Origin of the sequence: Lachnotalea glycerini (genome assembly GCF_003201285.1) — a bacterium.
GTDB classification, from domain to species: Bacteria; Bacillota; Clostridia; order Lachnospirales; family Lachnospiraceae; genus Lachnotalea; species Lachnotalea glycerini.
Genome location: NZ_QICS01000004.1, coordinates 60,874 through 81,380, shown reverse-complemented (window position 1 = coordinate 81,380; position 20,507 = coordinate 60,874). Strand labels below are relative to the sequence as shown.

The following is a 20,507-nucleotide window of genomic DNA, read 5'->3' as shown; positions in this document are numbered from 1 at the left end:
CCTACTTGATAAATTTGTCAAAACCTGAACTGTATTTCATTGAACCATCCTTGAATACCCAAAGAGCCTCGGTTTCTTCCAAAGACTCGATTAATGTTACACCGTCCTCGTAAGGCATATTAAATACTGCCGTAGACAACGCATCTGCATTGCCTGATTCTTTGCATACAATAGAAACTGATAAAAAATAATCGGCCGGCATTAAAGTACTCGGGTTAATAATATGATGGTATTCCTTTCCATCTACTGTATAATATCTTTGATATACACCACTTGTTACAAGCGAGTAGTCTTTTAAATTTAGAATATATAAATTAGTATTTTCACTTTCGGAATCAGGATTTTGAATTCCTGCACTCCACGCCTGTTCTTTACCATCTATTATTTTTGTACCAAGTGCTCTTACATTTCCCCCAACTGATATCACAGCATGAGTAAATCCTTGCTCTTCTATATACTGACTGACTGCTTCCACTGCATAACCTTTTGCGATTGCCCCGACATCTATACTCATCAACGAATCCTGTATATACACAGTTGACTCCTCTTCGTTAATGATTATATTATTAATATCTGTATGTTTGAATTTCTCCTCTAGCAAATCCATAGGTGGAAGCTGTGCATTTTCAGGATCTTCTATACCACGAGTGCGGTAGTCATGCCATACAGACAATACAGACCCCAATGCAATATTTGTTTTTCCATTCGTTTCTTCATAAGCTTTCTTTGAAAATTTTAATAAATCTATAATTTTTTGATTCACCTTAACCGGACTAATTCCAGCATTATCATTAATTGTTTTAATATTGTTAATTCCTTCATAGTCATTATATATATTATACAATTGATGATATTCACTTAATTGATTATAAATTATTTGAACATACTTGGTAAACTCATCTTTATTCTCAGCATATCCCACTATCGTAGTAACTGTATCAAATAATTCCAAAAAACTGGCTTCATATCGTGATTCTTTTGTACCAGAGCAAGCTGTTAAATTAATTGTCATTACCCAAAGTAAGAAAATACTCAATACTCTTTTTGCCAATACTTTCACCTCTAATATTTCCCTAATCTATTGTAACCAGACAGCATTCAGGATTTATTAATACCTTAAGCCCTTAAGAAGCTCCGTGGCAATTCAGCAAGATGAGTCATTAAAACATTTCATCTTGCTATGAATTTAAATTGAGGATGCATCTTAGAATTGAAATGCATCCCCAATCAAACAGGTGTCTGAAATAAACCTATTTCTATTATAAATAAATTTTATTGTGCATTTGCCACAGCTTTTTCAACAATTGAAATTAATGGTGCAATGTGAATCGTAACCGAACTTACTAAGTCGGTATCCTCTGCTAAGCCTTCATCAGAAACTGCGATTCCCTTTACTTCATCTATTGTCTTTCCAGTTACGTAGGTTGAGAAAGCATCTGCTTGTTCATTCCATTCTTTTCCTATGCCAGACGCTTTCGCCATTCCATAATCGCTTCCTAGCTCTTGCTTTGTCTGAACTTGTGCTGTTAAGTCAGTTGTAATAGCACCTTTGGTATCAAAGTTAACAGTTCCTTGAGTTGAATCAACTACACAGCTTGTAATTTTGCCATCTGTACTTGTTGTTACAACTGTATAATAGGAATATGCCTGAGCCACTCCTTCTGCATCCGACGTTGCATCCGTTGATTTATCAATAGTAGTATTAATAGCTAGTCCCAGCTTATCTGTACTTGATGCACCTAGATCCTTCGCATTTGTTACCGCTTTTTCAACAGTAGAAATGAAATCTCCAATATGAATCGTTACGGAAGAAGCTAAGTCCGCATCTGATGCCACACCTTCGTCTGTAACAGCAATTCCTTTTACCTCTTCTATTGTTTTTCCAACTACATATGCAGCAAAAGCATCTGCCTGCTCATTCCACTCTTTTCCGATTCCGGACGCTTTCGCCATTCCATAATCACTTCCCAGCTCTTGCTTTGATTTCATTTCAGTAGTCAGATCAGTAGTAATTTTTCCGTCTGTTGAAAAGTTAATTTTAGTCTGAGCAGAATCAATTTTACAATTCAGGATTTTTCCATCTGCGTCAACAGATACGGCTACAGCTAATGAGTCCGTCTGCGCCACTCCTTCTGCATCCGCTGTCGCATCCGTTGAACTGGCAAGTGACGTATTAATTGCAATACCGGTTTTTACACCCGTTCCATCAGAAGTTGTTGTATCAGTTGTTGTTTCTTTCGTATCCGTTGTTCCAGCAGATTCCTCTGTTTGTGTTGTCTGTTCAGTTGTCGATTCTTCTGTTGTTTTGTTGCTGCCGCAGCCAGCGAGTAAAGAAACGACCAATACTGAACTTAATAATAACGATGTCATCTTTTTCATATTTCCTCCATTCCACCGCCAAAGCGGTAATAAGACAAGTTGTGCTTATCACACTAAACCAAATCTTATATTGATTAATTTTTATTTCAGTCCAATCTCAACAGATCAGAAGAATAAACTTATAAATATAACTGTAGTATTTGCTCCCATAACTATAACAAAGTTTTTTATGGAACACATAAAAGTACTTGCTTTTTCCTGCTTTTTCAAAAACTGATTAATATTCTTTTGTACTAAAATGATTGAAAGCAAAGAAAATAGGCATATCGGTGACAATATTTTAAAAATTACCATTAAAACAGTGGCAATATAAGTAGCGTAATACAACCCTGCGAATAAAGGAAGTGCTTTTTCTCCTATATAATAGGGTAGTGTAAATCGTTTTACTTTAATATCCTTTTCCAAATCACAGATATTATTTGCCAGCATAATATTCGCCGTGAGACAAAAAGGAATTGCCGCGAAAAGAAGCAGACTGATGATTGGCGCAATTTGAAGCTTTAAATAAACAGATTCCAGACTCATCTGATAGGACAAAAAAGTCCCGGAAGGCGTGTTAATATACATTAGAATAAATGGTATCATGACACCATAAAAAAATCCGGATAAAATTTCACCAAGAGGTTGTCTTGATATCGGAACCGGTCCATATGTATAAAGTACACCGCATAAGAAACACACCGCACCTGTTGCTAAAATAACAAGGTCTGATAAATACGCCAAATAAAGTCCCAGCACTGTACTAATTGCAAATAAAATATATATAATATACAGCGAAGTCTTTCTGCTAAAATCCAAGATTTGTCCATTATCTTTAGAATCGATATAATTATTAATCGCAGTTGTTGCTAAATCAAATAAAAACATGGAGAAAAAGAAAATGATTGTTAGTTTCCAATTAATTACCTGCTTATGATATAATAAAAATCCTATCGTCATAGCAAATGTAAACGTACTTGTGATTTTTGTTTTTATCTCTATATAATTAAAAAACTTTTTAATCAAAGTGTCCTCCTCCCTAAATACAGGAAATTCAAGCATCCAATTTCATCTAATTATTTATTGAATGCGTGCTGCTTTATTTAGGATAAAAATAATTTTCGTTTTCTTTTCCTCGTTAATCTCCAGTTCATTGATACGATGCATTGCTTTATCATAGTATCTCTTAATCAGTCCTTTTGTAAAAGCAAGACCACCTGTCTTCATTATTGCCTGATTGATTTCTTCTCTTGTAATCTTTGCTTTTGCTGCTTTTTGTTTAAACTCTTTCAGATTTTGAAAGGCATGAATTAACGGTAACGTAATCACACCCTGTTCATAATCAGATTGAACAGGCTTATTAGCTATATCAGCCGAAGTATCAAAATCAATACAATCATCCGACAATTGAAATATCATTCCGATATAATATCCAATTTGCTTATAATTTCTAAGCTCTTCATCACTTACTTTTAACACCGCCGCTCCTGCAAAAAAAGATGCTTCAAACAATGCGGCAGTCTTTCCTGATATAATCTTTAAATACTGAAAAATAGAAAGGTTCAAATTTAAATTATTAATATGCTGTTCCAATTCTCCCAGGCAAATTCTGCTGATATAATCAGGAAAATCAATCTCAGTACCTCTATTTTTGTCATTAGCTTCTGAAGCCATCTTAAGAGCCAGACTAAGAAGATAATCTCCACAGATAACAGCAGTTCTCTTGCCATATTTATTCTGCAAAGTAGGTTTACCTCTTCTTATATCAGCATTATCAATAATATCGTCATGCACAAGTGATGCAAGGTGTATCAGTTCTATAACTCCTGCTGCCTTAACTGCATCAGAATGGACATAACCGTTCCCATCCTGAGCAGCAACAATAACAGAGGTTGCTCTGATATATTTTCCTTGAGTTAAAGCCAAATGGCTTAAGTACTCACGAATAATAAACGGCGATTTTACTAATGCCCGTTCTACTTCTGCCTTCACAAGCTTCACTGCTTCATCATAATTAAGTGTTTCCATATTTTCATCCAAGGTATTGTTATTAATCATTGTATAGATACAACTTTCTAATTAACGGTAATTTCTTCCATACTTTCTTTAACGCCGGTATTGCATAATAATCTAAGCCAAACGTTCTTCCTGCTCCGATCAAAACTGCGACTCCTGCAAATATCATCCAAAACGTTCCAAGATATAACCCTGTCGTGCAAACAAACATAAATTGCAAAATAAGTGAAAATGCTGCCGCTGGTGATGTAAATAACCCACCTAGTAAAGCCAAGCCAACTAAAATTTCTGCAACTACAATAAATATCTGCATTGCAATTTGTACACCGTCATATGGGAGGATAAATTTATCAAGGAACCAATTCATCATTGGAATATCAAGTTTAAATGCATAATCACTAATAGTAGAACTGGCTAAATCCTTACCACTTACAAAAATAATCCGAATCAGTCCTAAAATATCAAAATTCATCAAAACCTTTCCAGCCGCAGTTGCTGCTGTTGCTACCGCATCCGATGCCCCAGTTGCCGCTGATACTGCATCTGTCGCTTGTGCTGCTGCTCCGGTTGCTGATGTCACTGCATCTGTACTTTCTGCGACCGCTGTATTTAAAATACTGTTATACCAACTGTTTGCTCCACCAAAGAAATTCGTGAGCATAGGATTTACAAACCATCCCTCTACAATCTTCATAATTCCCTCAAATAACCAGACTGCTCCAAGCCATACCCTCAAAGGTGCCAGCAAAAAGCTTGGTGTGCGGTTTGAAAAATGCCCTCCCACAAAACTACGGCAATTACGTATGGTAAAAAATTCATGTTTCATGTAGCTAAATACCTTGTTCCAACCTAACACTTGTACAAAATAAATAATATTTATAAAGTGCTTTGCAAACATTGCAAAGAAAGATGCCAGACTAAAAAAATGATTTGGCAATCCTACATGTGCAACTGCATAACGTCCTCCTATACTAACCATAACACCATGAAAAGCCGGCTTGTAAATCTTTTTGTCTTTCTTTCCTGTAATTTCACATACAAGATTATGAGCTGCTGTATCTGCACTTTGCTCACAGTTTTCAACCATCTGTGGAACCGGAAACTTGTCCCCCTCCGGAACAAAGTACATATTATCCCCAATAACATAAACGTCATCGGCTTTTGTTGATTTTAAATATTGATCTACCTGAATGCGACCGCCACGCTGCGTTTCAAGGCATTTTCCGGCTTCACCGGTTATGTCACAACATTGAATCCCGGCAGCCCAGATTACCGTCCCAGCGCTGTGATGCTCTATCTTATCATTCTTCTTTAATTCAATAAAGTCTACACCCACACTAGACACAAATGTATCAAATGAAAGTGAAACTCCCATTTTTTCAAGGCGTCTCGTTACCTTATTCGAAAGCTTCTCAGGCATATTAGGTATTGGCCTGCTAAGTCCATCTACATTCACTAAAGTTACATCTTTTCTATCTATATCAAATTGTTTACAAAGGATAGGCACATATTCAGCCAACTCTCCGATCATTTCTACACCGGTAAAGCCTGAACCGACTACATAAAAAGTTAATAGTTTTTTTCTAATCTCTTTATTTGTCTCGCAAGCTGCCTGACGAAACACATTTAAAATACGTTCTTTTAAAATAATTGCATCATCATATGACCAAAGTTTATAAGTAAATTCCTCTGCTCCAGGTGTGTTGTAAAAAGTTGGCTTAGATCCGGCCGCCAGCACTAAATAGTCATACGAATAAGCTTCCAGCTCACCTATTACATCTTTTTTCTCAAAATCTATAGAGATAACTGTATCTAACTTTACCTCTACCTTTCTCCCTGCAAATACCTTTTTTAAACTAATCTTAATGCTGTCTTCATCCACTCGGTCCGCTGCCACTTCATGCAGCTCAGTAAGCATGGTATGAAATGGTTTTTTATCAATGATAGTAATTTTGACATCATCGTACTTCTTCAATCTTTTTGCAAGCTTTTTAGCAGTCAGTATTCCGGCATACCCAGCTCCTACGATAACAATTTTTTTTCCCATATATCCCTCTCCTTAAATTTGTAAGTCTAAGAGCAGTATTTATATCTTTTTATAGTGTCACTATCTCATTCCAATTTGACAAATTATTAACATTAAAGTCTACTAAAACACTATGTTTGTACCTTATGTTAGCAAATTGAAGTCCATTAATCAAGTAGGTACTTTTGAGTATAAAAGTATAAAAAAGATAGTTATTCACTTTTTAACTCAAAGCATTAAGTTTAAGTTAAAAGTACATATAAACGGTCTGTTTGCAATATATAGTTCTTCCCTTGTGTATATTATTTATACTATCAAAACCGATTTCACACAATTTAATACTAATATCTTTCGTTCATTTCTTTGAAAGCCAGTTAACTTAACAATTTACTTCTTTTCAATTAGTTGTTTTCCCAGTCTGGATAAGTGTTATTTCATTTTGAAGCATTTCCTTAAAAACATCGATAAGATTGTGATTTTGTGAATACAGACAGGTTGCTTCTCCCTTGTTACTTAACTGTCCTGTCAAAACCTTTTGTGAATCACAAATTAAACGGATTTGACAATCAATTTTTTCCTTAAAATAAATAATCGCTCCATCTAACTCAAACGGTTTATCCACAATGATAACCACTTTAATGCCTTTTTCCACAAGCACATTAAGCTCTTTGATGTACTGACCCAAAATTTCACTACTTACTGCTACATAAATACGATATTGAGTTTCGAGCAACATAGTTCTGAGTTTGTCCAGTATATTTTTGTTCCCTCTGATTGTTATATAGCCCTGTGATTCTTCCTTTCTGGCAGGAAGACTCTTTATTATCTCATTTCGCGTTTCTTGCAGATTATGAATGAAATTACTGCTGAATTCCTGAAAGCTTACGGGAGTATATTTCGACACACTTTCCTCTAATACATAGGCAACCCCTTTTTCTACCAATCCTGCCAGTGCAGTATACACATTTGAGCGTGAAATCCCTGTAAGCTTCGCAACTTCGTATCCGGTCAGTTCGCCATCGGAATGCAGCGTCATATAGATGATTGCTTCCTGCCTTGTGAGTCCGTATTTCATTAATTGTTCAATTAATTCCATGTTACGTACCCCTTCCTGATTCTGTTGAACAATATATGATTATTTAACATTATTATTTTCAAATTCACTAAAATCCAATGTAGCAAAATAATCCTCGGGTGTCTCTGCACGGCGAATCAGCTTTGTTGATCCATCTTCCTTAAGTAAAAGCTCAGCGGAACGAAGCTTTCCGTTATAGTTATAGCCCATGGAAAAACCATGTGCTCCCGTATCGTGAATAACAAGATAATCACCCCTGTCTATCATCGGCAAGCATCTGTCAATTGCAAACTTATCATTATTTTCACACAAGCCGCCTGTTACATCATAGATATGGTCACATGGCTTATCTTCCTTGCCAAGTACCGTAATATGATGGTAAGAGCCATACATAGCAGGACGCATCAAGTTAGCTGCGCAGGCATCCAATCCAATATATTCCTTATAAATATGCTTCTCATGGATCGCTTTGGTTACCAGACAACCATAAGGTCCCATTACGAAGCGCCCAAGCTCAGTATAAATGGAAACATCGCCCATACCGGCTGGCACCAGAATTTCTTCAAATACTTTTCTTACACCTTCTCCAATTGCCAGAATGTCATTTCCTCTTTGGTCAGGCTTATATGGTATCCCTACTCCACCTGAAAGATTAATAAAAGCTACGTGAACTCCCGTTTCCTTTTTAAGCTCCACCGCAAGCTGAAAGAGAATCTTTGCGAGCTGTGGATAATAATCATCTGTCACTGTATTACTTGCCAAAAATGAGTGAATTCCAAAATGCTCTACACCCTTTTCCTTTAATTTTATAAATGCCTCTGCCATCTGTAGTTTTGTCAGTCCATATTTTGCATCCTTTGGTGTGTCCATTATCTGATTGTGAAGCGTAAAATCACCGCCCGGATTGTAGCGGCAGCTCATCGTTTTTGCAAATGGTGCGATGTTTTCATAAAAATCAATATGTGTGATATCGTCAAAGTTTATAATTGCGCCAAGCTTTGACGCCAATTCAAAATCTTTTGCTGGTGTAACATTTGAAGAAAACATAATGTTGTCTCCCCCAAGCCCTATCTTATCAGACAATAAAAGTTCTGTGTAAGAGGAACAGTCTGCACCTACACCCTCCTCCTTTAAGATTTGCATCAAATATGGATTGGGAGTTGCTTTTACTGCAAAATATTCTCTATAGCCATTATTCCAAGAAAATGCTTTCTTTAGTTTTCTTACATTTTCTCTGATTCCCTTTTCATCATACAAATGAAAAGGAGTTGGATATTTCTTTGTCATCTCTTGTACTTGTTCTAAGCTTACAAATGGTTTTTTTTTCATAATATGTGTATCTTCCTTTCCCGTACCTTCGTAATTAGCTATCAGTAATACTATTTAGGAACACTATAGTAAATTTTGATTGATTTGTCAAGTGACTTACCATAAAATCCTTCCTTTATCTTGTACCATTTTCAAGAATTATTACGTCAAAAGCAAGCAAAGTAATTTTATTTTATAAGAATCAAACTTTTTACGGTACCACAACAAGGTCATTCCTATGAAATCAAAAAAAGAGAAGCACATCGAAATGATGGCCTCCCTATTTGAATAGATTACTCTATGATATCATAACCCTGCTCTTCAATCTCTGATTTGATTTGATCAAGTTTGCTTTGTGAAGAGTCATATTCCACTGCTACGGTACCTGCTTTTAAATCAACTACTACGCTGCCAATACCCGGCAGAGCTTTCAACGCATTGGTAATTGCTTTGACACAGTGGTCACAAGCCATTCCATCTACTTTAATTACTGATTGAATCATTGTAAATCCTCCTTTATTTTTTAATGTCAGCTTATTATAATTTTAAACTGTCATATTAAACTAAAATAATTTTTATTTCCTATTTTATATCAAACGGCTTTAAAAATTTATATACCTGTAGTGTTTTCCCATTTTCCATTACTTCTACCTGCGCATAAGTCCATTCTTCTACCTTATCAGGTACCGTACCTGCTTCAATAAGAGGTTCTGAATTTAATACAAATACAATATCCTTGTCTTGGTTTTCCTCTGTAGACCCATTCGTTTTCATGTCCTTAGCCCATTCAAACAGATTACCGTCACCCAGCTTCACACCGAAATGATCAAGTGCAGTATGATAGTTAATTGAAGTACGGTAGTGATTGACTATTTGCTCATACGAGGTGAGTGGAGTTGTATTAGCACTATAAGTCAGCTCCTCTTTACCAAGCTTTGTGCCCACCTTTAGCATACCATTATCATAAGTATAGTTATTTGGAAGCTTGTCTGGATCAAGACCTGCATTGATAAAAGGAGTAGCATCCACCTCTATCATTACATCATACAAAGGACTTTTACTATAATCCTGACTCCATATAAAGCGTGCCGAGTCGTCCGGTGCCTCCAATGACCAACTGGCATTAGTTTCATCCACAGTTATCTGATCAGGTAATGTCTTTAATACCTCATCAAAGGATTTTATGGATTGTTGACCAACTACATCCAGTTCATTCCATCCTGAGCATGCGGTAAGTGAAATCATGACAACGAATCCTGACATAGCAGCTAAAAATCGTTTAAATATTCTTTTCATGATGATGCACCTGTCCCTTCTTGACGTGTGGCCTTAAATCTCTTCAACCGTAATGCATTAGTCAAAACAGAAACGGAACTTAGGCTCATGGCCGCAGCCGCAAAAATCGGGTTAAGTAACGGTCCGTTAAAAAGAAGATGCAAGATTCCTGCTGCAATGGGGATACCAATCACATTGTATCCAAATGCCCAGAATAAATTCTGCTTGATATTGCGTATGGTTCGTTTGCTCAAATCAATAGCCGTTGGAACATCCATCAGATCACTTCTCATCAATACAATGTCGGCAGATTCCATTGCTACATCAGTTCCTGATCCTATGGCGATACCGATGTCGGCCTGTGCTAATGCCGGTGCATCATTAATTCCATCGCCTACCATCGCCACCTTACGGCCTGTGCCTTGCAGCTTTTTGACCTCATTTGATTTATCCTGTGGCAAAACCTCAGCCAGTACCTTATCAATTCCAACCTGTCTGGCAATCGCTGCTGCAGTTTTTTGATTATCACCGGTAATCATTGCTACCTCAATCCCTAGCTTGTGAATACTTTCGATTGCTGCCTTACTGGAAGCCTTTACCACATCGGCTACGGCTACAATACCTGCCAGATTTTTGTCAACTACAACATACATCGGAGTCTTTCCTTCACTTGCCAGACGATCAGATGCAGCTTCCAACTCTGAAAGAGAAATGCTTCTTTCCTCCATTAACTTGCGGTTTCCAGCAAGAATCATCTTACCATTAATCATTGCTTCAATTCCTCGCCCTGTAATGGAATTAAAGTTGTCGACCTTATAAAGTTCAAGTCCCTTAGCCTGTGCTCCTGCGACAATAGCTTGACCAAGCGGATGTTCAGAGGATTTTTCAGCCGAAGCTGTAAGCCGAAGCAAGTCATCTGCATCACCTTCCTTTGCAGTCAGTACATCGGTAACTGTAGGTTTTCCCTCTGTAATCGTACCCGTCTTGTCAAATACAATGGTATTGATTTTATGTGCCGTTTCTAGAGCTTCGCCGCCCTTAATCAGTATTCCGTTTTCCGCACCCTTTCCCGTCCCTACCATAATAGCAGTAGGTGTTGCTAAGCCAAGCGCACATGGGCAAGCAATGACCAGTACGGAAATAAAAATGGTAAGTGCAAATTTAATGTCACCGCCCGTGCCAAAGTACCAAGCAATTCCTGCAAACAAAGCAATCAGACAAACCACAGGCACAAAGTAACCAGATACAATATCTGCCATCTGTGCTATCGGTGCTTTGGAACCCTGCGCGTCCTCTACCAGCTTGATAATCTGTGCCAGTGCCGTATCACTTCCAATCTTTTCAGCTTTAAATTGAAGTGTTCCGGTCGTATTGAGTGAAGCTGCATAAACGCTGTCTCCTGCTTTCTTATCCACCGGCATACTCTCACCTGTCAGCATAGATTCATCTATGGCTGTGTGCCCATCCGTCACCATACCATCTACAGGGATTTTAGCTCCTGGCTTAACAACAATGATATCCCCAATTTCTACCTCATCAATCGGAATCTCTTTTTCTATGTCACCTTGCAAGATAATGGCTGTTTTTGGAGCAAGTCCCATTAGCTTTTTAATTGCTTCACTGGTTCGGCCTTTCGAAACAGCTTCGAGTGATTTGCCTAGTAATATCAGTGTAATAATAACTCCTGCCGTTTCATAATAGAGGGACTCTACCGCCAAAAAATTGCCTTCTGCAATTTGTATAGTATTGTATAAGCTATACATTACAGCGGCAGTTGTACCGATTGCAATCAGTGAATCCATATTTGGGCTTCTGTTCCACAGAGCTTTAAAGCCCACGGTATAAAATTTGTATCCGACGCAGATAACTGGTATTACCAGCAGAAGCTCAGCCAAGGCATAAATTAGGGGATAATTCATTGGGTCAAGCCCCGACGGGAAAGGAAATCGGATAATTTTAATCATCGGTGCCATTGCAATATATAATAGTGGCAGCGAAAACACAGCTGAAACAATAAATTTCGTCCAGAGAGTCGTAATCTCCTTTTGCTTTCGAACCCTATCCTCATCTGCAGCGTCTGCCTTATTGATTTCTTGTACCTTGTAGCCTATCTTTTCGATTGCCTCTTTCATTGTTGAAAGTCGGACTTGCTGAGGTTGATAAGTAACAGTTGCTTTTTCAGTTGCAAAATTTACCGATACATCTTCTACCCCATCCAGCTTTTTAATCACCTTTTCGATTCGCTGTGCACATGCAGCACAAGTCATACCACCAATTGGAATTGTCACTTTTGGGTTGTCACTTTTTTCTACTACCTGATAGCCTATTTTGGCAACAGACTCTTTAATAGCCGAGAGTTTCAACACCTCACTGTCGTACTCCACAAACAGCTTCTCACTCGCCAGATTCACATTTGCTTGTGAAATACCGGAAAGCTTACGTACCGTTTTCTCTATTCGCTGGGCACAAGCTGCACATGTCATGCCTCGTATACTCAATACTTGATTCTCCATTTAATAAAATCTCCTTTCCTAATTTCTAAACGACTACTTCCTATTGATTCTTTTTCCCGTATCAGCAGCTTTTAATATATATTCTTTCATTTGTAAATATGCACTTTTTAGTTATGTCGTGCCCCTAATGATTCTATAAGTTTTATCATACATCTGAACTTTTACTATATGATACTTGCTACTTGATTTATTGCATCATTCATGATATTATTATGTCATATATTTTTATTTATACAAGTATGTACTTAAAAGTAATATAGTACCTATAAAGATACTAAAGGAGAATGTGTACTATGTCTTGCTGTTCTGAATATAATTGTCCTGTTGATACAACACTTAAAATGATTGGGGGAAAATATAAATCCTTGATTTTGTGGCATCTAATTGGCTCCACATTGAGATTTGGCGAACTTCGTAAGCTTATCCCTCAGGCTACACCCAAAATGCTGACACAGCAACTTAGGGAGCTGGAGGAAAACAACTTAATCTCTCGTACTGTGTATCCGGTTGTTCCTCCAAAGGTTGAATACTCTTTAACTGATTTAGGTCGAAGCATACGCCCAATCTTATCAGCTATGTATGCTTGGGGAAATGAATATCTCGTAAATAATGGCATAGAGGCTAACTGTTCCATGACCGTTATCGAATCATCAAATAACAATATCAAACACAGTGAATAAGGTTTATACCAAGAGATAAAGACCAAGTCATGGGGCTTTAATAAGTCATAAAATTAGTCCCTATCAGATTTATTTACAATTTGAAGACAGAAAAGAGAAAAACGCGTGAATCTTCTTTGATTTTTAAGCGCTTTTCTCTTTTTGATTAATTGTAATTTGAAAGGTTTTACTTCTGATCATATATTTGATAAGTAACTCTTTTTATTTCATCATCATAACCGAAACGAAAGTACTCATTGTTATCCTTGCTGTTTCCTACTGCATATGTCATGTGATAACCCTCTTCTGCCACTTGATCATTTACCGGCTCATAGGATTGCATATCTGATTTTGCCTTTTGGTATTCTGTATCGTTATCATATGTCCAAGAAATTGAAAGAGTCAAATAAGTGTCATCAAAAATAGTTTCATACTTATATACATAATCAACATCCTTGCTATTCTCGGGTATGCTCTTAGGTAAGATAGTAAATTCTTTGCTAATCAGCAGCTCATTCGCATATTCATCTCTCTGTCCGTAATACGAAGCATTGGTTGTATAGGATGGCATTCTCAGGCTTAAAATAGTTCCAATGATAAATGCAAAGGGTAGGATAATTAGCAAAATTACTTGTAGCAAGCCTTTCACAATAATGAGAATATGAGTGTCCTTCTTAATAAACAAGGTTGCGATCAATACACTGGGAATCAATAACGTAATGGAAAACAATAGTAATGTATTTTGAGCCGTAGTTTTTTCTGTAATAGTATAATATTTAGTATTTGATGCAATGATGTAAATTAATACAATATTCATAACTGAATATAAGACGACAGTTAAAATCCGAAGTACCTGTAATATTCTTTTCATTGCATATCCTAACTTTGCTTTACTTAAAATGTCCTTCATACTCTTTTCTTTCGCTAACTCTTCCTGCACAGTACTAATTTCCATTTCTGATACCATTTTTTCATATTTTGCATTGCATCTAGCGCAATCACCAAAGTGCTCTTCAAGAATGGAATTAGTCTCATCACATGTTAGTTTATCAATATAGTTTGGCAATAAATCTTGTACTATACAGCAGGTTACTTTATGATTCATCTTTCTTCATCCCTTTCATTATTTTTAATTTGCTTCGGTAAAAGGATACCCTTGCCCAGTTTTCTGACTTTCCTAAAATTTTCCCAATCTGTGCAAAGCTTAACTCTCCTGTAATTCTTAAATAAACTACTTCTCTCGATATAGAATCCAAACATTGTAATGACATAAACAATTCAATTTTCTCGGAATTTAATATATAATAATCTTCTACGCTGTCATCCGAATTCATTTCTATTATATCATCCAGCGGAATCGCATTTCTGTTTTTAGATCGTAATTCCTTATACCACAGGTTTTTACCAATTTGACAAAGCCAAACCGATATTTTACATTCTCCTCGAAATCTATCAATTCCTTTTATTGCCTGATAAAAAGTTTCCTGCGAAAGTTCTTCAGCCATACATGCATCTCCAGTGAGACATAATAAATATTTATATACAAGTTCAATATATTCACAATATATTTTTTCTATATCATCTTTATTCATCTATTCACCTCCTATTTATAAGTTCCATTAGTATTAAATTCGTTACAAAAATTATAAAATTATTATTTATATAACCCATACTTATTTTTTTTAATATTTGTTTAACCATAATCAAATGCATGAGGTTTTAAATAACTTATGTTTTTATTTAACTTAACGTACCGTTTGTTCCTATTCATGAAAATATTAATTATTCTATTTATTTAAATTTTGTTAAACTATAAAAAATCAAGACTAGTTTAAAATTTTAATTAAATACATATATAATCCTACCCTAACTTAAAAATTCAAGGGTAGGATTATATATGTATTTTAAACTTTTTAAAGCTAGTTAATAAGAACCTGTAAAAGTACCTTCACTCTTAAATGTATTCCATATTATGTCAAAAGCCGACTGATACTTATCTACTACATTATTAATATCCACACCATTAGCAACATGGCTATAAAAATTAGATCCTTTAAGGTCAGGAATAATCTTTAATAATGCTGCCAATTTGTAATAGCCTACTGCATGTCCAAAAATTTCATGTGCAATTTGTGTTGCCGTTACATTTGTCCATTTCCCATCTCGCACCCACTGACCAGCTACATAAAGACAAGCTTCCTTATTCAAATAAGTTCTATACATACCAATATTAACACCTCCATCCACATATGTCATCTCTTCCTCGTCCATTAAAACACAATTAGTTGGCATTAATAAAGTTCCTTCACAATTCATTTCCATCATATATTTCCTCCTTATTTTTATTGTTTGTAATTGTTTGCAACCAATTACAATTTATTTAAACATATGTTTAAAACGTTATTAAATAGTAATCAATTATACTCTATTCACCAAAACCAATATTGCTTCTTAACTACAATGTAAGTTATTACTAATCCTAATGCGATGACTGATGCAATAATAATTGCTATTATACTGATTGGAATTACATTTAGCTTGTCTACACTTAGTGTGTATTTACCGCTTGTGTCGATATCAAAATTGGAGAAATCTTTGACTTTGAGCTGTTGGTATTTATTTTTGGCTTCATTAAATAAATAGAGATATTTGTATCCGCCCTCTGATAGCTGTAGGGTAATTAATCCGGGCAAATTCTTCCCCTCATTTATCACAAAGGTCAGCTTATTATTCTCTTTCTCTACATTAATATTTGTATTTAGTTCATTTTCATAATTAACAATATCGCTTCCCTTTATTGTTAAGGTATAACCTTCGCCCAAAATATGTATTGTTTTCCCTGTTTCATATAATGCTTTTAGAATACTCTTATTAACTACGTTACACTCTTTTACATTTACCTCTATATCATCAAAATTATTTTCTATTTTACTTATTAATTCTGCGTCATTTTCACTTATATTTTGCACTCTATTACTGGTTGCTTCTATACTTACATTTTCTTCAGTTGTTTGTTCACTGCTTCCGATTTCATTTACAATAACGGTTATTGCTGTACTCATATCCCCATTGGATGCAAGAATAGAGGTTGTGCCAATGCTTTTTGCATGAATCGTTCCATTTGACTCAACTGTTGCAATCTCTTTATCCTCTGCTTCATAGGTCATTGTCTGTAATGCATCACTTGGAAGTGCGTTTGCTTTTAATTGAAACTCTTCTTCTGGTTTTAGCACTACATAAGATTTATTTACCTCAATTTTCGTAGTCGCTACCTTGACAGTAATTTCAATTTCCTTGGAAATATCTCCTGCTTTTACCGTTATGACAACCGTTCCTTTTGCTTTGGCTTTCACTTCTCCTGTAGATAAAACGGTCGCTACTTCACTATCGCTTGAGGAATATTTTACTGTTGTATCAGTAGCATCGGACGGTATTACTGTTGCAGAAATAGCCTGAGACTTATCTACCTCCATTTCCTCCTCGTAATTGCCAATCTCAATGTCAGTGACTTCAACATCATTTGATTTTTTTACTTGTAATTTGAAACTGTTTTTTACTTTTCCACATTTTACAGTTATCTTTGTTGTTCCTACTGAAACTGCCGTAATCCTTCCAAGTCCGTTTATCGTAGCTACCTCTTCATTACTGGATGAATAGGCTAGAGTCTGATCCGTTGTATCAGTTGGTATTACTGTTGCCGAAATTAATTGCTTTTCCCCTATTGCCATTGATTCCAGATAATCACCTAAATCAATTTCTTCTGCGTTTACTACCGATACTTCTGTTGCCGAATCAATTTTACTTGTATCCGTGGTAGTAGTACTAGTATCGGTTGAAGTTGTTCCCATATCTGTTGTCGTTTCCGTTGTCGTATCTGTTGTCGTATCTGTTGTCGTTTCCGTTGTCGTATCTGTTACACTTGCTCCTGCATCTGTTGTGTCTGTCGTTGTTGTCGATTGTGTATCTGTCGTTCCTACGTCTGCTGTCGTCGTATCTGTTGTATTTATTTTTTCTGTGTTTGTTGTTTTTGCTTCTGTTGTAATTGTTGCTTTATTCACAGAGTTTATATTTGATGTAGAGCCATTCATTAACTCTAGCCTGCTTTGCGAAGCAATACATATATTTGCACTCTTAAAAAATAAAACACATAAACATAATATGATTATATTTAACTTTTTCATCTTATCAACCCATCACCCTGTATTTTGATTTATACTCCATTCGTTACAAAACTTTTTATTTATCTTGTTAATACACCAAGTCCTTCTAGTACGTAATTAAAATAGGTCACTTTGTCATATTGAATCCTTGCTTCTACCATTAAACCATTGCTAAGATTAATCTTATCTCCTGCTTTACTAACTAAGTAGGTATAATCCGGTTCTATCATTATTTTAAAATAGGCACTTGGACTACTTGAGTCACTGCTTTCTGATGTTGATACATCGCTGTCAATTTCTGTTACCTTACCTGATATGGTTCCATACACACTCTGCGTCAATCCAAGCACTGCAACATCCGTCATATCTCCTACCTTTATTCTTGCTGCATCGTCTGCTGAAACATTGGCCTGTATCACATACTTATCATTTTCAGAGGAAATGCTGGCTAATGCCTGAGTCGCCTGAACTACCATTCCCGTTTTATATTCCGCCATCATATGAACTTTCCCTGAAGTATTTGCTTTCACACTATACTGTTCCTGCCCTGTTCCGATTGCATCCAGTTGTGCACGAATAGAATCTAATTGAGTTTGACTTTGCAAAATGGAATCCTCTGCGGATTTAATCGCAGAATAATATACCTCTGTAATTTTATTTTGATTTTTAATGAGTTCATTTTCAATTTGCTCATCCGAATAACCTGAGGCTTTATACACAGAAGCATCCATCGTATTTTGATCCACCTGGCTCTTATAAGCCTCATACTGACTGTAATACAAACTATCTTCTGTGTTAGACTGGTTAAAATAGTTGGTGTCATCTTTGATGGATTTTACCAGCTTTTGGTATTGTGCAATCTGGGTTTCATAGATTTGCTTTTGCCCTTCTAACTGCTCTCCCTGTAAATCCAAGTCGCCACTTTTAATTTCGAATAGCACATCTCCTTCTTCAACATTCATACCTTCCTTGATATTAATTGTCACAATCTCTCCTGTATAAGGTGACATGGCATAATTTTTATTCATGCTTTGCACGACACCACTTGATTTTATTATGTATATCTTAGGTGTCTTAATGCTCCATATGATGACTGCAACTAACAGTAAAGTGACGGTTATGAGAATCATATAACCAAAGGGTGGAACTTTCTTATCATAGAGAAGTTTGCTATCCTTTAATTGATCCATTGTTTTTATTTGTTTACTCATGGTCTGCTCTCTCCATAAATACATCTGCTATCATATTGTCATCTTGTTTGTCAACAAATATGGTATAACTATCGCCTTTTAAGGGGATATCCTCCTCGAAAGCCTCTAGATTAATTTTATCATAGGCAAATTTTAGCTTAGTTTCTTCACCAATAAATCTTACATACATACATTTTTTTACTCTTATTACAGAATCAATCTTATAAAACGAATCCATATTGTTAATGTAATTATTTACTTGCTGTAATATTCTTAGCTCAACATTCATTTCTCCCCTCTGATTAACAGTAGCTTTTGTATACTGAATAATCGGTCCCAAAGGTTTTACACCTTTAATTTTAATATAATTATGCATCTTTTCCACTTCCAAAGCATAATTTTCTATTTCATCAGGCATTAATATCTTACTTATTACATTTGAAAGTTTTAACGATTTACTCTGCTCAATTTTTAGTTTACCCATAATTCCTCCATTTTCCCTATCGTTGGATAGACAATATAATTACTTACAGTATTCATAAATTTATCTCCCTATATGGTTAAAAAATCAATCTACTTATCTGTTTATTATATTAGCTTCCAATAGCTCTATCATATACATATAATTATTAATATACTGAAATAAACTGATAAATCCAAAATAGTTCCATTGTTTATTTGCATTTGCATTTTTGGAATCTATCAGTTTTAATAGATTGACTTGGTATTTCTTTACATAGTTAAAAAATGTATTGTTGTTAGAAAATGAATCTAAAATAAAATTGTGAAGCAAATCATACATTGACTCTAGATAGTTGCTTTCATAACAATATTCGTATAATAAAAAATGATATATTAACCTACACATTAATAAGTTATAATAAATATCGTTTTTACTTTCTAGATTTTGCTTTGTAAATTGAATAAGATATTCTTCCATTTTCTCTTCTTTTTCATCTAAATTGATTATCTTATAAACTAATAGATTAATTAAATTGCATATTTTTAAATAATTGTATTCTTTATTAATTTTTTTACTGTAAACAAATTCTTCACACTTTTCTAGAATAAATTGATTGACAGGAAATTCTATTAGCAGGCTATTATATAAGATAGCTATTATCATATCTTCGTTCTGAGTTAAAAATTTTGCCATTTTAAAGTCACCCATCACATTTCCCGTTTTTTTAAATAGTGAGATTAAAATTGACCAGTTAATATAAATACATATAGGTGAAAATAAATAATTTGTACCATCAATAAAACAGAAAAACAAAATACAAATAACATAAGCTACTAAACTAGAATAAACTCCTCCCATTAGCATATACACATAATCATTTGCATATTGCTCTAAACTTTCTTGATTTTTTATTCTGCTATTTACATATGGAATAACACAACCACCCCATATTAATTCGCCCTTGAATCTTACTTTTATTTTTATTCTATTTGTACTTTTTACAAAAAGAATAGGTCCTATTACAAACATGGCAACTTCTATATTTCTTTTTTTCATAAATAGCAAATGACCAAATTCATGAATAAATACAAATACATAATGTGCACAGATAAAAAATATTGCATATACTATGATAAATTGTATCTTGTCAATCTTAAAATTTTTATTATCTATTATAATTTTGTATACAACTTTTAATATAACTAGAATGATTGCAGCGTTTATACCTGATTCAAAAATTCTTTCATTCTTTATCATTTTATTTATTCCTATGTTCTTCGTCTATTCTTTTTTTAACTAAGAATAAAGTATCTGTTATTAACAAGGGAATTACTATAATTAAAAAACTCTGCCATGACAGTGCATTGTAATTTAATCTGTCCGAAACCGTAAATGCAATAAACGCAACACAAGCATATACGAATAATTCTATTTTTGATAATTTCATTTCAAAGCCACCCTTTC

At 35.1% G+C, this 20,507-nt stretch carries 19 protein-coding genes; 1 reads left to right on the top strand and 18 read right to left on the bottom strand.

Annotation, left to right across the window (positions count from 1 at the left end; all coding sequences use genetic code 11):
- Nucleotide 1: 1 nt before the first annotated feature.
- From C8E03_RS10090 to C8E03_RS10045, 10 genes are all read right to left on the bottom strand, one after another.
- The gene (locus C8E03_RS10090) at nucleotides 2–1,060 is read right to left on the bottom strand and encodes an FAD:protein FMN transferase (RefSeq protein WP_110290986.1); all 1,059 of its coding nucleotides are present in this window, start codon (nucleotides 1,058–1,060) and stop codon (nucleotides 2–4) included.
- Nucleotides 1,061–1,272: 212 nt separating this feature from the next.
- Complete coding sequence (locus tag C8E03_RS10085) at nucleotides 1,273–2,379, bottom strand: hypothetical protein (RefSeq protein ID WP_094377738.1); 1,107 nt, start codon at nucleotides 2,377–2,379, stop codon at nucleotides 1,273–1,275.
- A gap of 105 nt (nucleotides 2,380–2,484) precedes the next feature.
- Nucleotides 2,485–3,384, bottom strand: a complete 900-nt coding sequence (locus C8E03_RS10080; RefSeq protein ID WP_094377737.1) for a UbiA family prenyltransferase — start codon at nucleotides 3,382–3,384, stop codon at nucleotides 2,485–2,487.
- A gap of 54 nt (nucleotides 3,385–3,438) precedes the next feature.
- Nucleotides 3,439–4,386: a polyprenyl synthetase family protein gene (locus C8E03_RS10075; RefSeq protein WP_242993489.1), complete on the bottom strand. Its 948-nt coding sequence runs from the start codon at nucleotides 4,384–4,386 to the stop codon at nucleotides 3,439–3,441.
- Between the two features lie 22 nt (nucleotides 4,387–4,408).
- Nucleotides 4,409–6,421 (bottom strand): NAD(P)/FAD-dependent oxidoreductase, encoded by a 2,013-nt coding sequence (locus tag C8E03_RS10070; RefSeq protein WP_110290984.1) that lies wholly within the window; start codon nucleotides 6,419–6,421, stop codon nucleotides 4,409–4,411.
- 376 nt (nucleotides 6,422–6,797) lie between these two features.
- On the bottom strand, nucleotides 6,798–7,496 hold the full coding sequence (locus C8E03_RS10065; protein ID WP_094377734.1) for a TrmB family transcriptional regulator: 699 nt from the start codon (nucleotides 7,494–7,496) through the stop codon (nucleotides 6,798–6,800).
- A gap of 39 nt (nucleotides 7,497–7,535) precedes the next feature.
- Nucleotides 7,536–8,804: a diaminopimelate decarboxylase gene (locus tag C8E03_RS10060; protein ID WP_110290983.1), complete on the bottom strand. Its 1,269-nt coding sequence runs from the start codon at nucleotides 8,802–8,804 to the stop codon at nucleotides 7,536–7,538.
- 272 nt (nucleotides 8,805–9,076) lie between these two features.
- On the bottom strand, nucleotides 9,077–9,286 hold the full coding sequence (copZ, locus tag C8E03_RS10055; RefSeq protein WP_207657801.1) for a copper chaperone CopZ: 210 nt from the start codon (nucleotides 9,284–9,286) through the stop codon (nucleotides 9,077–9,079).
- A 79-nt stretch (nucleotides 9,287–9,365) separates the two neighbouring features.
- Entirely contained in the window at nucleotides 9,366–10,079 is a 714-nt protein-coding gene (locus tag C8E03_RS10050) for a hypothetical protein (RefSeq protein WP_110290982.1), read from the bottom strand.
- Nucleotides 10,076–12,571 (bottom strand): heavy metal translocating P-type ATPase, encoded by a 2,496-nt coding sequence (locus tag C8E03_RS10045; protein ID WP_110290981.1) that lies wholly within the window; start codon nucleotides 12,569–12,571, stop codon nucleotides 10,076–10,078. Before C8E03_RS10045 ends, C8E03_RS10050 begins: the two co-directional genes overlap by 4 nt.
- 293 nt (nucleotides 12,572–12,864) lie before the next feature.
- Here C8E03_RS10045 and C8E03_RS10040 point away from each other — a divergent pair, with 293 nt between their 5' ends.
- A complete protein-coding gene (locus tag C8E03_RS10040) occupies nucleotides 12,865–13,251 on the top strand; it encodes a winged helix-turn-helix transcriptional regulator (RefSeq protein WP_110290980.1) in 387 nt (128 codons plus the stop codon).
- Between the two features lie 166 nt (nucleotides 13,252–13,417).
- Here C8E03_RS10040 and C8E03_RS10035 read toward each other — a convergent pair whose 3' ends face one another.
- From C8E03_RS10035 to C8E03_RS10000, 8 genes are all read right to left on the bottom strand, one after another.
- A complete protein-coding gene (locus tag C8E03_RS10035) occupies nucleotides 13,418–14,335 on the bottom strand; it encodes a zf-HC2 domain-containing protein (protein ID WP_094380249.1) in 918 nt (305 codons plus the stop codon).
- Entirely contained in the window at nucleotides 14,325–14,822 is a 498-nt protein-coding gene (locus tag C8E03_RS10030; RefSeq protein WP_094380247.1) for an RNA polymerase sigma factor, read from the bottom strand. Before C8E03_RS10030 ends, C8E03_RS10035 begins: the two co-directional genes overlap by 11 nt.
- 331 nt (nucleotides 14,823–15,153) lie before the next feature.
- Complete coding sequence (locus tag C8E03_RS10025; protein WP_110290979.1) at nucleotides 15,154–15,555, bottom strand: hypothetical protein; 402 nt, start codon at nucleotides 15,553–15,555, stop codon at nucleotides 15,154–15,156.
- A gap of 104 nt (nucleotides 15,556–15,659) precedes the next feature.
- Nucleotides 15,660–17,411 carry an Ig-like domain-containing protein gene (locus C8E03_RS10020; RefSeq protein WP_094380243.1) on the bottom strand — a complete coding sequence of 584 codons (1,752 nt, stop codon included), beginning with the start codon at nucleotides 17,409–17,411 and terminating at the stop codon, nucleotides 15,660–15,662.
- Between the two features lie 59 nt (nucleotides 17,412–17,470).
- A complete protein-coding gene (locus C8E03_RS10015; RefSeq protein WP_094380241.1) occupies nucleotides 17,471–18,601 on the bottom strand; it encodes an HlyD family secretion protein in 1,131 nt (376 codons plus the stop codon).
- The gene (locus C8E03_RS10010) at nucleotides 18,594–19,064 is read right to left on the bottom strand and encodes a hypothetical protein (RefSeq protein ID WP_110290977.1); all 471 of its coding nucleotides are present in this window, start codon (nucleotides 19,062–19,064) and stop codon (nucleotides 18,594–18,596) included. Before C8E03_RS10010 ends, C8E03_RS10015 begins: the two co-directional genes overlap by 8 nt.
- Before the next feature lie 93 nt (nucleotides 19,065–19,157).
- Nucleotides 19,158–20,300, bottom strand: a complete 1,143-nt coding sequence (locus C8E03_RS10005) for a site-2 protease family protein (protein ID WP_110290976.1) — start codon at nucleotides 20,298–20,300, stop codon at nucleotides 19,158–19,160.
- A 1-nt stretch (nucleotide 20,301) separates the two neighbouring features.
- Nucleotides 20,302–20,490, bottom strand: coding sequence for a hypothetical protein (locus C8E03_RS10000; RefSeq protein WP_094380235.1), 189 nt, complete (start codon nucleotides 20,488–20,490; stop codon nucleotides 20,302–20,304).
- Between the last annotated feature and the right edge of the window lie 17 nt (nucleotides 20,491–20,507).